The organism is Janibacter hoylei PVAS-1 (assembly GCF_004025845.1).
GTDB lineage: Bacteria > Actinomycetota > Actinomycetes > Actinomycetales > Dermatophilaceae > Janibacter > Janibacter hoylei.
On the sequence record NZ_PIPF01000010.1, the window covers coordinates 364,848 to 379,024 of the forward strand.

Consider the following 14,177-nt stretch of genomic DNA (forward strand, 5'->3'; position numbering starts at 1 on the left):
GGGGGTCGCGGCGCGATGGCATCAGTGCAATCAGAGAAGCAGCTCGCTGCAGAACTGAACGGCTGCTTCGTCAAGTGTAGCGGCGACGGGGGTGGCGCCTGACCGCGGGTGTCGGCGGCAGCTGCCAAGCTGCGAGCATGCCGATCGAGATGCGCTCCTTCGCGCGCAGCGTCATGAGCGATGACGAGCGCCGCGAGGTGGAGGCCGTGGAGATGCTCGCCGACCACCTGCGCGACGAGCTCGTCGAGCGCGAGGTCGCCATCAACCAGGCGCACGTCGTTGGCGCGCAGAGCGCGGCGATCCAGGCGATCGTCGCCGAGGTCCTCACGGACGAGCTGGGCTTCGGTCAGGAGGTCGTGCTCACGCCGCAGGACGGGATCGTGACCAGGGCACGGCCCGACTTCGTCTTCCAGCTCTCCCCCGGTCGAGGCGTCATGGCCGAGGTCGAGCGCGGCGGCACGGTCAACAACAACCACGACCTCAAGGACATGTGGAAGGCGCACATCGCGCAGGACATCCAGCACCTCTTCCTCGTCGTACCCAACTCGAACTGGACGGGCGTCGGCGGTGCACGAGAAAAGCCCTACCCCCGCGTGCTCAACCGCGTGGGTGCATTTTTCGGCACCCCACGCCGCGAGGTCGACGTCCTGTCCGCGCACGTCTTCGGCTACGGGCTGCTCAGCCTGCAAGCTGCGGTCGAGCTACGACCCGACGAAGGGAGCTGACACCCCCTTCGTCGCAGCTCAGGGTGGCGGCATGACTCGACACACCCAGCGCCCTGACCACACCGCCGAGCTGACGAAACTGCGCGCCCGCCTCTACTCACCGGAGCTCAGCCCGCTCGAGGCCGGCGCGATGCTCACCGCGACCGAGCTGCTACGCCTCCACGAGGACGGCGCCTTCGAGATCTGCACGAGCCCGCACAGCGCGGCGATGGTCAGGCTGTGCCTCGGCGCCCCCTTCGAGCTGGTGCACGTCGAGGGTCACGACTGCTGCGACTGCTGCGGGTGCGCGTGAGGCCCTTCGAGACGGTCGCTGAGCGACCTCCTCAGGGAGCGGGGGCCCTTCGAGACGCTCGTTCCTCGCTCCTCAGGGACCGAGGGCGGGGCGGCCTCCGGGTCCTGAGGAGCGAGGCCGCCTGCGGCCGAAGCGTCTCGAAGGGCAGGGAGCGGGGATCAGATGACGCCCTGGGCCACCATCGCGTCGGCGACCTTGATGTAGCCGGCGAGGTTGGCGCCGGCGACGTAGTCACCGGGGACGTCGAACTCCTCGGCGGTCTCGAGGCAGTTGGCGTGGATGTCGCGCATGATCTCCTCGAGGCGCAGCTCGGTCTCCTCGAAGCCCCACGAGTCGCGGCTCGCGTTCTGCTGCATCTCCAGCGCAGAAGTGGCGACGCCACCGGCGTTGGAGGCCTTGCCGGGCGCGTAGAGGATGCCGGCCTCGCGGAAGACCTCGATCGCCTCCGGCACGCACGGCATGTTGGCGCCCTCGGCGACGAGCCGGACACCGTTCTTCACGAGGGTGCGGGCGTGCTCCTCGGAGAGCTCGTTCTGCGTCGCGCACGGCAGCGCGACGTCGCACGGCACGTCCCAGATGGAGCCGTCGGCGACGTGGCGGGCGGAGCCCCCCTTCGCCTCGGCATAGTCGGTCAGGCGGCCGCGCTGGACCTCCTTGACCTCCTGCAGCAGGGCCAGGTCGATGCCGGACTCGTCGACGACGTAGCCGCCGGAGTCGGAGACCGCGACGACGGTGCCGCCGAGCTGGTGGACCTTTTCGACCGCGTAGATCGCGACATTGCCCGAGCCGGAGACGATGACGCGCTTGCCGTCGAGGGACTCGCCCTTCGCCTTGAGCATCTCCTGGGCGAAGAAGACGGTGCCGTAGCCGGTCGCCTCGGTGCGCACCTGCGAGCCGCCCCACGACAGGCCCTTGCCCGTGAGGACGCCGGCCTCCCAGCTGTTGGTGATCCGCTTGTACTGGCCGAAGAGGTAGCCGAGCTCGCGGCCACCGACACCGATGTCGCCGGCCGGCACGTCCGTGTACTCACCGATGTGACGGTAGAGCTCGGTCATGAAGGACTGGCAGAAGCGCATGATCTCCGCGTCGGACTTGCCCTTGGGGTCGAAGTCGGAGCCGCCCTTGCCGCCACCGATCGGCATGCCGGTCAGCGAGTTCTTGAAGACCTGCTCGAAGCCGAGGAACTTGATGATCGACAGGTTGACGCTCGGGTGGAAGCGCAGCCCGCCCTTGTAGGGGCCGAGCGCGGAGTTGAACTCGACGCGGAAGCCGCGGTTGATCTGGACGTCCCCGGAGTCCGTGGTCCACGGCACGCGGAAGATGATCTGCCGCTCCGGCTCGCACATCCGCTTGAGGATCGACCACTGCGCGTACTCGTCGACGCGGCCGGCGATCGGCGACAGCGACTGCATGACCTCGTAGACGGCCTGGTGGAACTCGCGCTCACCGGGGTTGCGCGCGATCACGTCGTCGAAGTGCCCTTGGAAGTTGGGGTGCAGGGCCTGGGTGGTCACAGCCGGTCTCCTTCGAAGGGGGATGGGTCGGCTCACGTTAACCGGCGAGAGAGCCCCTCCGCCGGGGTGTCCGAGGGTTGTCCGCGTCACGTGCAAGGCTGGAGCCATGAGCGCTTCCGTGAGCAGAGAGACCGGGCCCGACCGCTTCGAGGTGAGCTCCGACGGCGCCGTCGCCGGCTTCGCCCAGTTCGTCGACCACGACGGCCGCAGGGTCTTCTTCCACACCGAAATCGGCGAGGAGTTCGGCGGGCAGGGCCTGGCCGGCACCGTCGTCGAGACGGCCGTGCGGGCCACCCGCGACGAGGGCCTCACGGTGGTGCCGGTCTGCCCCTACGTCACGAAGTGGCTGACGAAGCACACCGACCACGGCGCCACCGTCGCGCAGCCGACCCCGGACGACCTCGCCGCGATCCCGCAGTGACCCTGCGCGTCGCGACCTTCAACGTCAACGGGATCCGGGCGGCGCAGCGGCGCGGCTTCGAGGCCTGGCTCGCCGAGCGCGACCCGGACGTCGTCGCGCTCCAGGAGGTGCGCTGCCCGCCCGCGCAGCTGCCCGCCGGCGTCTTCGGTGACCACCACCTCACCTACGAGCCGGGCCACCTCGCCGGCCGCAACGGCGTCGCCGTGCTCACCCGCACCCGCCCCGCGGCCGTGCGCACGTGGGACGGCGAGGTCCTCATGCGCGCACCTGGCGAGGAGCACCTGCACACCGAGCCCTCCCCGCCGGGCACGATGGCACGCGGGTTGTCCCCCTTCGCCAGCGAAGGGAGGTACGTCGAGGTGGACCTCGCGGACCGCCCCCTCACCGTCGCCAGCCTGTACCTGCCGAAGGGAGGGCTGCCGGCCCACCTGCAGAAGCCCGGCGGCCGCGAGGCGCCGGACGGCGGCGCGAAGTACGAACGCAAGATGGGCTTCCTCGCCTCCTTCGCCCGGCAGCTCGACCGCTCGCGCAAGACGGCGCGCGCCGCCGGCCGCGAGTTCCTCCTCCTCGGTGACCTCAACGTCGCCCACACCCGGCTCGACGTCACCAACTGGCGCTCCAACCAGAAGTCCGAGGGCTTCCTGCCCGAGGAGCGCGAGTGGTTCGACTCGATCGTCTCGCCGCGCACGCTCGTCGACGTCGTCCGCGCGCAGCACCCCGACACGACCGGCCCGATGTCGTGGTGGTCGTGGATGGGTGGGGCCTTCGACCGCGACACCGGCTGGCGGATCGACTACCACCTGGCCACCCCCGGCCTGGCCAAGCGCGCGGTCACCGCCGGCACCGACCGGCCGGCGAGCGGCCCGGAGCGGGTGAGCGACCACGCGGCGGTCGTCGTCGACTATGCCGAGGCATCCTGAGTGGGTCCCACGTTCCGCGTGGGCGGCCGTCCGCGACCGTCTCGAAGGGCGCCGACTGATCGTCCGGCGCCGGGGGGCTACCGCAGATACCTACCGGCCGGTAACCTCCACCCATGGACCAGTCTCCGACCCTGTCCATCGGGCTCCCCATCGCCATCGGCATCGTCATGCTCGGACTCGGCCTGTCGCTCACCAGAGCCGACTTCACCCGGGTGCGCGAGGCCCCGCGCGCGGTGATCGTCGCCCTGGGGCTGCAGATGCTCTTCCTGCCGCTGCTCGCCTACGGGCTCATCCGGCTCTTCGACCTCGCGCCGCTCCTCGCGGTCGGCGTCATGCTCCTCGCCGCCTCGCCCGGTGGGACGACGGCGGGGATGTTCAGCTACCTCTTCCGCGGCGACGTCGCGCTCAACGTCACGCTCACGGCGGTCAACTCGGTGCTGACGATCGTCACCCTGCCCCTCATCACCGGCTGGGCGGTGAGTCACTTCAACGCGGAGAGCGAAGGGGTCGGCGTCCAACTCGGCAAGTTCGGCGGGGTCGTCGTGCTCGTGCTGCTGCCCGTCGCCATCGGCATGTGGCTGCGCTCGGTCCGCCCACAGATCGCCGAGCGCGCGGAGCGTCCGATCAAGGCCTTCGCCATCGTCTTCCTCGTGGTCGTCGCCATCGGGGCGATCGTCGCCGAGCGGGACAACATCGTCGAGTACACCCGCTCGGCCGGACTGCTCGTCACGATCCTGTGCGCGCTGGCCCTGATCGTCGGCTACGCCGTCGCCCGCGCTCTGCGCCTCGGCCGCGCCCAGGGCGTGGCGGCCGCCTACGAGGTGGGCATCCAGAACACGACCCTGGCCATGACCCTCGCCCTGAGCGTCATGGGCAGCACCGAGATCGCCATCCCGGCCGCCGTCTACTCGATCGTCATGAACATCGTCGGCTTCGCCTTCGGCATCGCCCTCAACCGCCGACCCGAGCGGGCCCCGGCCCCGGCCGTCTAGGTTGGCCTCATGAGCGATGTCACCGTGCTGCACAACCCGAAGTGCTCGACCTCCCGCGCCGCGATCGAGTCGATCGAGGGAGCCGGGGTCTCGGCCGAGGTGCACCAGTACCTCAAGCAGCCCCTCGACGAGGCCGAGCTGCGCGAGCTCATCGGCAAGCTCGAGGACGAGCCGACCGACCTCGTGCGCCGTGATGCCTTCTTCAAGGACCAGGGCCTGACCGACGCCGACGTGGCGACCGTCGACCAGGTCGTCGCCGTCCTCGTCGAGCACCCGCGCCTCATGCAGCGGCCGGTCGTCGTCAAGGGCGACCGGGCGATCATCGGTCGGCCCAAGGACCGGGTCGCTCCCTTCGTCGCCGGCTGACACCCTCGGTGCGAAGACGACTACGGTGAGGTCATGATCCTCATCGTCGTGAAGTTCCGCACCAAGCCCGAGTACACCGAGCAGTGGCCGGAGATCGTGGAAGAGTTCACCCGCGCCACGCTCGCCGAGCCGGGCAACATCTTCTTCGAGTGGTCGATGAGCCTCGACACGGATGACGAGTGGGTCCTCGTCGAGGCCTTCCAGGACGACGCCGCCGAGGCGCATGTCTCGAGCGACCACTTCGCCGCCGGACTCGAGGCGATGCGCCCCGCGCTCGCGGAGACCCCGCGGATCATCAGCCGCGCCGTCGAGGGCACCGGCTGGGGCGAGATGGGCGAGCTCAAGATCGACTGAGCCCGCTCAGGCCACGGCGAGCACGCCGTGACCCAGCAGCTGCGTGACCGCGGAGGTCACGATGCTGGCCGCGTCCGGGTGCTCCCCGAGCGCGGCCGTCACCCCGTCGACGAGCTGCTCCACGGTCTGCGGTTCGTCGGCACAGCGCCACACCGCAGCCCCCGGGCCGGCGAGGCGCAGGGGGCGTGCCCCCTGGAGCACGAGCACCTCACCGTCGCAGGCGATGGCGTCCGACCACGGGGCCCGCACCACGCGCACGGTCGACAGGTCGACCGAGCCCTCGTCGGGCTCGACCCGTTCGGCGTCGACGGCGAGCCGCTGCCCACCGGTCGGGGGCAGGTGCTCCCACGTCGGCTCGGCTGGCACCGCCGACGCCAGGTGCTGGCGCACGAGGTCGACGCACCCGTCGATCTCCGCATAGCTCAGTCGCGCCGGGGGGCCGCCGACCGTCACGGCCCGGGCCAGCCGGTCGAGGCCGTCGTCGAGCCACCAGGTCGACGAGGTCTCGGGCAGCAGCGCGAGCACCTGGTCGACGAGTCCCACCTCCTCGATGACCGGCTCGGTGACCGTGGCGTCACGGGCGAGGGTGAGCAGCGCCGCGAGACGGGGCGCTACCGGGGTCGGCCCGAGGCCGAGGTCGTCGGGCGCCGGCTCCTCCTTGTGGAAGCGGTCGTCCGGGTCGATGACGAGAGACGGCGGCTTGGGGTGGGGGGCGATCCGGCCGTCGGGCAGCAGCACCACCGACTCGTCCGAGACGTAGCCGAAGTGCCGCCCGAGCTCCCGGGTCGCGGTCGACTTGCCCCCTCCCGAGGGGGCGACGAGCACGACGGTGCGGCCCTCGTCGTCCGCGAGCGCCGCGGCGTGGAGCAGGGTGGCCTGCCCTCGCAAACGCATCAGACCGGCCCGAGTCACCTCGCGGGAGAGGGCGTAGGCGATCTTGTCGGCCTCCGCCGCACCGGTGACGAGTTCACCCTCAGCGACCGCCCCCGGGTCGCCGCCGTGGACGCGCACGCGGATCGGCTCGTCGACCAGCCGGAGCCGGTCGGGCGCGGCGAGCAGGTCGACGCAGCGCTGCCAGCGGTGGGCCATCGCGTCGGCCTCGTCGGGGTCGAGCGCGGACACGTCGAGCACCCACGTGCACCCCATCGTCGCGAGATCGATCGCCCGCACCGCGGCCTCACCCACCGACGGCCCTCCCTTCGCCGGGGATCACTCTGCCAGAGCCGATCCGGCGAAGGCAGTGACGTCCGCCCCCTCCGCCGTCACCGTCGCGCACTAGGCTCGGCCCCATGCCGCGACCCCACGCAGCCGCGATCATCGAGGACGCATGGTACCGCCAGGTGGCGGGGGCCATGCGCCGCCGAGGGTGGGGCACACGCGTGCTCACCTACACCGGCTACGGCAGCGCCGAGCGGGTGCGCGTGCTCGGTCGCGTCCTCATGACCCGCCGCCCCTACGCCCCGGCCGCCGCGGACGCCCGGGCGACGTGGCTCGAGCTGCGCACCGCCGACAGCGAGCGAAGGGGGTGGCGCAGCTTTTTCACCACCCCGGCAGTGGGTGAGCCGGTGACCGTGCGCATCGGCGATCGCGAGTACCGCACCCGCTCCGACCGCTCAGGGCTGCTCGACCTGACGATCACCGACCACGGGCTCGCCCCCGGCTGGCACGACGTCGAGATCGCCTCGCCGCGGGCCGCGGACACGACGGCGGCCGTCTTCGTCGTCGGCCCCGACCAGACCTTCGGCATCGTCTCCGACATCGACGACACGATCATCACGACGACGATGCCGCGCCCGATGATCGCGGCGTACAACACCTTCTTCCGCCACGAGGGCACCCGCCGGGCCGTGCCCGGCATGGCGACGATGTACCGCGAGCTGCTCGCCGCGCACCCGGGGGCACCGATCGTCTACGTGTCGACGGGCGCGTGGAATGCCGTGCCCTCCCTCACCCGATTCATGCGCCGCGCCGGGTACCCGCTCGGTCCCCTGCTCATGACGGAGTGGGGCCCGACCAACACCGGCTGGTTTCGCTCCGGCCAGGACCACAAGCGCGCCTGCCTGCACCGGCTCGCCCGCGAGATGCCCCAGGTGCGCTGGGTGCTCGTCGGCGACGACGGCCAGCACGACCCGAGCCTCTACGGCGAGTTCGCCGAGCAGCGCCCCGACCGGGTGCGGGCCATCTGCATCCGCGTGCTCACGGCGACCGAGCAGCTGCTCAGCCACTTCACGCCCATCGCCACCGACGACTTCGAGCAGCACGTCGGGGTCCAGCTGCCGGTGGTCCACGCCGCCGACGGCTACACGATGCTCGAGCAGCTGCGCGGCGCCCTCGCCGCCGACGACGTGAGCCTCTCCGACCCCGCAGGAGCCAGCAGTGCCTGAGATGCCCGAGGTGCAGGGGCTCGTCGACTTCCTCGACGAGCGCCTCGACGGACTGGCGGTCGAGTCGCTCGAGCTCGCCTCGTTTTCGGTGCTCAAGACCTTCGACCCTCCGCCGCAGGCCCTCGCCGGCGCCCCGGTCGACGGCGTGCACCGCCACGGCAAGTTCATCGACGTCGACTGCGACGGCATCCACCTCGTCGTCCACCTCGCCCGCGCCGGGTGGATCCGCTGGTCCGACGAGCTGCCCCGCACCGTCCTGCGCCCGGGCAAGTCCCCCATCGCGCTGCGCGTCCGGCTCGTCGACGGGTCCGGCTTCGACGTCACCGAGGCCGGGACCAAGAAGAGCCTGGCCGCCTACCTCGTGCGCGATGTGCAGGACGTGCCCGGCATCGCCCGGCTCGGGCCCGACCCGCTCGCCGAGGACTTCACCCGCGACGTCTTCGCGGCCCTGCTCGCCGGGCGCACTACCCAGATCAAGGGGGTGCTGCGCGACCAGTCACTCATCGCCGGCGTCGGCAACGCCTACTCCGACGAGGTGCTGCACGTGGCGCGGCTGTCCCCCTTCGCCAAGGCCGCCTCCCTGACCGACGAGCAGGTCGACACCCTCTACGCGGCGCTCCGCTCCACCCTGAGCGACGCCGTTGCCGCCGCCTCGGGCAAGCCGGCGAAGGAGCTCAAGGACGCCAAGCGGGCCGGGATGCGGGTGCACGGACGCACCGGTGAGGCCTGCCCGGAGTGCGGCGATGTCGTGCGCGAGGTGAGCTTCGCCGACCGGTCGCTGCAGTACTGCGCGACCTGTCAGACCGGCGGCACGCCGCTGGCGGACCGGCGCACGAGCAAGTTCCTCAAGTAGCGCCGGCCCGCCGCGGCGGGTGGTCCTGCCCGATCAGCTCGGGTCGATGGCGACCGACCCGACCCCGGCCTCGACGTGGACCGTCCGGTCGGAGGCCGGGTCGTGCCCGAGGGAGTTGGCCAGGCCCGCCGCGCCAGAAGCAGTCACCCGGTACCCGACGGTGTCCGGCAGGCGCAGGCTCACGTCGCCGACGCCGAGGCGCACGTCCACGGACTCGGGGGGCTCGACCCCTTCGTAGCTGAACGAGCCGACGCCCATCTCGACGTCCAGCTGCTCGCTCTCCGCCCCGGTGACGGCGACGTCGCCGACGCCGGTGCTGATCCGGATGTCACCGGCCACGTCCTCGATCTCGACGGCGCCCACGCCCTGCTCGATGCGCAGATCGGTGTCGGCGGGCACGACGACGAGCCAGTCCGTGCCGCAGACGGAGCCGAAGGAGCGCGAGGGGCACGAGGAGCGCAGGGTGGCCGTGCCCTCGCTCGTGCGGACCGACGTCGACGGCTTCCACAGCCCCCAGGTGCTGGTGACCACCGCCTTGGGCGACTCCCCCGGCTCGGCCGCGCGGATGCGCACGTCGCCGACACCGCCGGCGAAGTTCACCGCCGTGACCTCGCCCAGGGCCTGCTCGCGGGTCTCGGACTGCTTGAGCATCGGTCCGACGAGTGAGGCGGACACGAGGGCCACGAGCACGACGGCGACGAGGGCCGCGATGACGCGGATCGGGCCGGTGGGGGTGCGGGAGGGGCGGGTCTGCGCGGCGAGCTGTGCCGCCTCCGCACGTCGCGCCTCGCGCTGGCGCGCGGCATCGGTGAGGTAGCGCTCGCGCAACTCGGGGTCGGCCGGCTCACCGGGCTTCGGCGGCAGCCGGGTCGGGGTCGTCGGGGGTGCGCTGGTCATCTCAGTCCTCCTGGTCGAGCCAGCGCAGCACGGCCAGCACGCGTCGGTGGTCGCCGTCGGCCGGGGGCAGGTCGAGCTTGGTGAAGATCGACGTCACGTGTTTTTCGACCGCACCGTCGGAGATGTAGAGGCCCTTGCCGATCGCCGAGTTGGTCCGGCCCTGGGCCATGAGGTCGAGGACCTCGCGCGGGGTGAGCGCCGCGAGCGGGTCGGCGTGCCGGGCCCGGGTGAGCAGCTGGGTGACGACCTCCGGGTCGAGCACCGTGCCGCCCGCGGCGACGTCGCGCAGCGCCGCGATGAAGTCGCTCGTGTCGGCCACGCGGTCCTTGAGCAGGTAGCCGACCCCCGTGGACCGGCTGGCGACGAGCTCGGTCGCGTACTGCTCCTCGACGTACTGCGAGAGCACCATGACCGCCGTCTCCGGGTGCTTGTCGCGCACCGCGAGCGCGGCGACGATCCCCTCGGAGGTGAAGGTCGGGGGCATCCGCACGTCGACGACGAGGTCCGGCTCGTGCTCGTCGACGGCGGCGAGGAAGCTCTCGGCGTCGGGGCAGGCCGCCGGCACCTCGAAGCCCGCGGAGGTCAGCAGGCGCACGATGCCGTCGCGCAGGAGGACCGAGTCCTCGGCGAGGACGATCCTCGTCGGCTGGGTGGTCGGGTCGGTCATCGCAGGCTCCGTCCGGTGCGCAGGGGGAGTGTGGCGGTGAGGGCGGTCGGTCCGCCCTCGGGGGAGGTCACGTCGAGGGTGCCGTCGACGGCGGTCACCCGCTGGCGCAGCCCGGTCAGCCCGGTGCCGCGAGCGGGATCGGCGCCGCCGACGCCGTCGTCGGTGACGGTCGCGGTCAGCTGCTCGCCGTCAGCGGTGACGACCACCTCGGCGTGCTGGGCACCGGAGTGCTTCGCGACATTGGTCAGGGCCTCGCTGACGACGAAGTAGGCGATGGCCTCGGTCGTCGGGTCGAGCCGGCCGACATCCCGGACCTCGACGGAGACGGGCACGGCGGCGCGGGCGGCCAGGGCGGGCAGTGCCGCCTCGAGGCCACGGTCGGCGAGGATCGGCGGGACGATGCCGCGGGCGACGTGCCGCATCTCGACGATCGCCTCCTTGGCGGAGCGGTGCGCCTCGTCGACGAGCTGGGCGGCGGCATCCGGGTCGCGGTGGATGGCCTCCTTGGCCATGCCGAGGGTCATCGCGATCGAGACCATCCGCTGCTGCGGTCCGTCGTGCAGGTCGCGCTCGATCCGTCGCCGCTCGGCCTCCACGGAGTCGACGGCCTCGCGGCGCGACTCGCTCAGGGTGTCGACCCGGGCCGACAGGTGCTCGACGACCTTGCGCTCGTCGCGGCCGAGGAGCCAGCGGGCGAGCATGACGTCGACCGAGGTGACGAGGTGCGCCAGGAGCGGCATGACGAGCAGGGCGACGAGCGCGATCGTCCAGGCCGTCGCGATCTGCGTCGTGCCCTCGATGCGCAGCCAGCCGAAGAGCGAGTAGCCACCATCGGGCAGGCGGCCGCCGAGCAGGGGTGCGCCGAGGACGAGCAGGGTCTGCGACAGCCCGATGAGCATGAGCCATCCGGTCACCGCCCCCCACATCGCGTGCAGCACGAGGTAGGCGGTGCTGCGCCACGCGTGCTGGTCAAAGAGGAGCCTGCGCCACAGCGGCTGCACCCGGCGGGCCGGCGGGTCGACGCGGCGGCCGGAGAGGGCGACGACGCGGTGCCGCTCGGCGTGTCCGACGACCCCGCACAACCACACGAGCGGCACGAGGAGGAGCAGACCGAGCCCACCGGCGCTGATGAGCAGCACGGCCGTGAGGACGAGCGAGACGAGGACCATGGCCCCGATCGAGGTGAGCGCGCTCGTGATGAGCAGCAGGACGCTGCCCCACCCGGCCTGCCAGCGGCGCGGGAGGCTCGGGCGCTCCAGTGATGGGGTGAGGGTCTGTGTGGTCACGTGACCAACCTACGAAGAGCGAGCCGCTCCGGTCTGCCCTGCGCTCCCCCATCTCGCAGGGGGGATGTCCCCCCTCCGACCGGTCCGGTCAGGCGTAGGACTCGGCCATCCGCACGGCTTGGCCGACGTACTCACCGCCGAAGACCAGCGCGTGCACCATGACCGGGCACAGCTGGTGCAGGCCGACGCGCTCCTGCCAGCCGTCGGCGAGCGGGGCCGCCTCGTCGTAGGCCGCGATGATCCGGGCGATGTGCGGCGCGGTGAAGAGCAGGAGCATGGCGAGGTCGGTCTCGGCGTGACCGCCGTGCGCGGCCGGGTCGATGAGCACGGCGCCCTGCCGGGTCCACAGGATGTTGCCCGCCCACAGGTCGCCGTGGATGCGGGCCGGGGGCCGGCCGTCGTCGAACTCGCCGGACTCCAGACGGGCCGCGACCCGCTCGAAGGTCGGGGTCTCGTCGGCCCACAGCCCCGCGGACCGGCCGAGACGCAGCAGGTGCCGGATGCGCTGCTCGGCGAAGAAGGCGCCCCAGGTGTCGGTCGGCTCGAGCGGCATCGGCAGCGGCGAGTCGGCCGGGCCGATGAAGCCATGGCTGCTCCACCGCGCCGGCGGCGCCCCGAAGGCCGGTGCCCCGGCCGCGTGCGTCGCCGCGAGGGCGACCCCGAGCTCGTCGGCCTGGACATTGGTCGAGGGCGCGGGGTCGTACTGCAGCAGGTCGATGTGGTCGAGGTCGACGTCCTGCAGCTCGGCGACCTGCGCGCCCCCGCCGGCTTGGGCCTCGGCGAGCCACAGCAGGCCGGCGGCCTCCCAGGAGGAGTAGCCGCGCGGGGCGGCCGAGGTGTCCTTGCGGTACGTGCGGGGCGGCTTCACGTGGCCAAGCCTGCCATTCGCGCCCTCCGCTCCCCGGGGACCCTCCACCACCGCCCCCTGAGGAGGCCGCCTGCGGCCGTCTCGAAGGGGCCGCTCCGGATGACGGGGCACGCCGGCGCCCGCCGACATCCCCCTTCGTCCTGCGCTGGTGGTCAGCGCACGCGGGGCAACGTGCCGGTCTCGTCGACGGGGGCGGCGGTGGAGCGCGAGCCCACCTTGATCGGACCGGTCGCGCCGGCGGAGGTCTTGCCCTCGCCGGCGATGGCGACGGCGACCGTGTCGGCGACGTCGGGGTGGAAGACGCTCGGGATGATGTACGAGGGGTTGATCTCCTCGTCCTTGACGACCGCGGCGATGGCATCGGCCGCGCGGATGAGCATCTCGATGCTCACGTCCTCGGCGTGCGCGTCGAGCAGACCGCGGAAGACGCCGGGGAAGGCGAGCACGTTGTTGATCTGGTTGGGGTAGTCGCTGCGGCCCGAGGCCACGACCTTGGCGTACTGCGCGGCCTCGGCCGGGTCGATCTCCGGGTCGGGGTTGGCCAGCGCGAAGACGATCGGGTCGGTCGCCATGTTGTCGCGGATCCACTCCGCCTTGAGCAGGTTGGGCGCCGAGACGCCGATGAAGACGTCAGCTCCCTGCAGCCCGTCGGCGAGGTCGCCGCGGACCTTGCGCGGGTTGGTCCGCTCGGCGAGCTCGCGCTTGGCACCGGTGAGCGACTCGTCGTCGGAGGAGAGCAGCCCCTCACGGTCGTAGACGACGACGTCCTGGGCGCCGGCGGCGAGCAGCAGGGTGACGATCGCCGAGCCGGCGGCACCACCGCCGGAGACGACGATGCGCACCTTTTCGAGCCACTTGTCGACGACCCGCAGCGCATTGCGCAGGGCCGCGAGGACGACGATGGCGGTGCCGTGCTGGTCGTCGTGGAAGACGGGGATGTCGAGGCTCTCGCGCAGCCGGCGCTCGATCTCGAAGCAGCGCGGCGCCGCGATGTCCTCGAGGTTGATGCCGCCGAAGCCGGGCGCGATCATCTCGACCGCGCGGATGATCTCCTCGGTGTCCTGCGAGGCGAGGCAGATCGGCCAGGCGTCGATGTCGGCGAACTGCTTGAAGAGCGCCGCCTTGCCCTCCATGACCGGCATGGCGGCCTCCGGGCCGATGTTGCCCAGGCCGAGCACGGCCGAGCCGTCGGTGACGACGGCGACGCTGTTGCCCTTGATCGTCAGCCGGCGGGCGTCCTCGGGGTGCTTGGCGATGGCGCTCGAGACGCGACCGACGCCCGGGGTGTAGGCCATCGACAGGTCGTCACGGGTCTTGAGCGCGACCTTGGAGCTGACCTCGATCTTGCCGCCGAGGTGGAGCAGGAAGGTGCGGTCGGAGACCTTGTGCACCTTGACCCCGTCGATCGCTTCGACGGCCTCGACGAGATCGTCGGTGTGGTTGACGTCGAAGCCGGAGCAGGTCGCGTCGACGACGAGACGGTCGTGGCGGGAGTCCGCGATGTCGACGGCGGTGACGATGCCGCCCTGCTCGGCGATCGCGGTGGCGATCCGGCCGACGACGGCGTAGTCGGGCGAGGTGTGCAGGCGGATCGTGATGGAGTACGACGAAGGGGTTGCTGCGGGCATGTGAGCAGTG

The 14,177-nt window shown here is 71.9% G+C and carries 16 protein-coding genes; 9 read left to right on the forward strand and 7 right to left on the reverse strand.

What is annotated here, in order from left to right; translation table 11 throughout:
• Nucleotides 1–137 precede the first annotated feature (137 nt).
• Together CWN80_RS11790 and CWN80_RS11795 are read left to right on the forward strand one after the other, a co-directional pair.
• On the forward strand, nucleotides 138–725 hold the full coding sequence (locus tag CWN80_RS11790; protein WP_007927178.1) for a hypothetical protein: 588 nt from the start codon (nucleotides 138–140) through the stop codon (nucleotides 723–725).
• Between the two features lie 31 nt (nucleotides 726–756).
• Entirely contained in the window at nucleotides 757–1,017 is a 261-nt protein-coding gene (locus CWN80_RS11795; protein ID WP_007927176.1) for a hypothetical protein, read from the forward strand.
• Nucleotides 1,018–1,175: 158 nt separating this feature from the next.
• Here CWN80_RS11795 and gdhA read toward each other — a convergent pair whose 3' ends face one another.
• Entirely contained in the window at nucleotides 1,176–2,531 is a 1,356-nt protein-coding gene (gene gdhA, locus CWN80_RS11800; protein ID WP_238148214.1) for an NADP-specific glutamate dehydrogenase, read from the reverse strand.
• 106 nt (nucleotides 2,532–2,637) lie between these two features.
• On the opposite strand from gdhA, the gene CWN80_RS11805 reads away from it, so the two are divergent.
• The 5 genes from CWN80_RS11805 (at nucleotide 2,638) to CWN80_RS11825 (ending at nucleotide 5,584) form a co-directional block, all read left to right on the forward strand.
• Nucleotides 2,638–2,952: a GNAT family N-acetyltransferase gene (locus CWN80_RS11805; RefSeq protein WP_040881176.1), complete on the forward strand. Its 315-nt coding sequence runs from the start codon at nucleotides 2,638–2,640 to the stop codon at nucleotides 2,950–2,952.
• 2 nt (nucleotides 2,953–2,954) lie between these two features.
• The gene (locus CWN80_RS11810; protein WP_040881184.1) at nucleotides 2,955–3,872 is read left to right on the forward strand and encodes an exodeoxyribonuclease III; all 918 of its coding nucleotides are present in this window, start codon (nucleotides 2,955–2,957) and stop codon (nucleotides 3,870–3,872) included.
• A gap of 113 nt (nucleotides 3,873–3,985) precedes the next feature.
• Nucleotides 3,986–4,864 (forward strand): bile acid:sodium symporter family protein, encoded by an 879-nt coding sequence (locus CWN80_RS11815; RefSeq protein ID WP_007927169.1) that lies wholly within the window; start codon nucleotides 3,986–3,988, stop codon nucleotides 4,862–4,864.
• 9 nt (nucleotides 4,865–4,873) lie between these two features.
• Nucleotides 4,874–5,230: an ArsC/Spx/MgsR family protein gene (locus tag CWN80_RS11820; RefSeq protein WP_007927168.1), complete on the forward strand. Its 357-nt coding sequence runs from the start codon at nucleotides 4,874–4,876 to the stop codon at nucleotides 5,228–5,230.
• 33 nt (nucleotides 5,231–5,263) lie between these two features.
• Nucleotides 5,264–5,584, forward strand: coding sequence for a putative quinol monooxygenase (locus CWN80_RS11825; protein WP_007927167.1), 321 nt, complete (start codon nucleotides 5,264–5,266; stop codon nucleotides 5,582–5,584).
• Nucleotides 5,585–5,590: 6 nt separating this feature from the next.
• On the opposite strand, the gene CWN80_RS11830 is transcribed toward CWN80_RS11825, so the two are convergent.
• Nucleotides 5,591–6,769: a hypothetical protein gene (locus CWN80_RS11830; RefSeq protein ID WP_007927166.1), complete on the reverse strand. Its 1,179-nt coding sequence runs from the start codon at nucleotides 6,767–6,769 to the stop codon at nucleotides 5,591–5,593.
• Between the two features lie 104 nt (nucleotides 6,770–6,873).
• Here CWN80_RS11830 and CWN80_RS11835 point away from each other — a divergent pair, with 104 nt between their 5' ends.
• Entirely contained in the window at nucleotides 6,874–7,968 is a 1,095-nt protein-coding gene (locus tag CWN80_RS11835) for an App1 family protein (protein ID WP_128277324.1), read from the forward strand.
• Complete coding sequence (locus CWN80_RS11840; protein WP_007927164.1) at nucleotides 7,961–8,821, forward strand: Fpg/Nei family DNA glycosylase; 861 nt, start codon at nucleotides 7,961–7,963, stop codon at nucleotides 8,819–8,821. The genes CWN80_RS11835 and CWN80_RS11840 overlap by 8 nt, the downstream gene beginning before the upstream one ends.
• Before the next feature lie 33 nt (nucleotides 8,822–8,854).
• Here CWN80_RS11840 and CWN80_RS11845 read toward each other — a convergent pair whose 3' ends face one another.
• The 5 genes from CWN80_RS11845 to CWN80_RS11865 form a co-directional block, all read right to left on the reverse strand.
• Nucleotides 8,855–9,718, reverse strand: a complete 864-nt coding sequence (locus CWN80_RS11845) for a DUF4097 family beta strand repeat-containing protein (RefSeq protein WP_007927163.1) — start codon at nucleotides 9,716–9,718, stop codon at nucleotides 8,855–8,857.
• A gap of 1 nt (nucleotide 9,719) precedes the next feature.
• On the reverse strand, nucleotides 9,720–10,385 hold the full coding sequence (locus CWN80_RS11850; protein WP_007927162.1) for a response regulator: 666 nt from the start codon (nucleotides 10,383–10,385) through the stop codon (nucleotides 9,720–9,722).
• Nucleotides 10,382–11,671 (reverse strand): sensor histidine kinase, encoded by a 1,290-nt coding sequence (locus CWN80_RS11855; protein WP_128277325.1) that lies wholly within the window; start codon nucleotides 11,669–11,671, stop codon nucleotides 10,382–10,384. Before CWN80_RS11855 ends, CWN80_RS11850 begins: the two co-directional genes overlap by 4 nt.
• Before the next feature lie 88 nt (nucleotides 11,672–11,759).
• Nucleotides 11,760–12,539 (reverse strand): fructosamine kinase family protein, encoded by a 780-nt coding sequence (locus CWN80_RS11860; protein WP_238148215.1) that lies wholly within the window; start codon nucleotides 12,537–12,539, stop codon nucleotides 11,760–11,762.
• Between the two features lie 152 nt (nucleotides 12,540–12,691).
• On the reverse strand, nucleotides 12,692–14,167 hold the full coding sequence (locus CWN80_RS11865) for an NAD-dependent malic enzyme (protein WP_007927156.1): 1,476 nt from the start codon (nucleotides 14,165–14,167) through the stop codon (nucleotides 12,692–12,694).
• Nucleotides 14,168–14,177 lie beyond the last annotated feature (10 nt).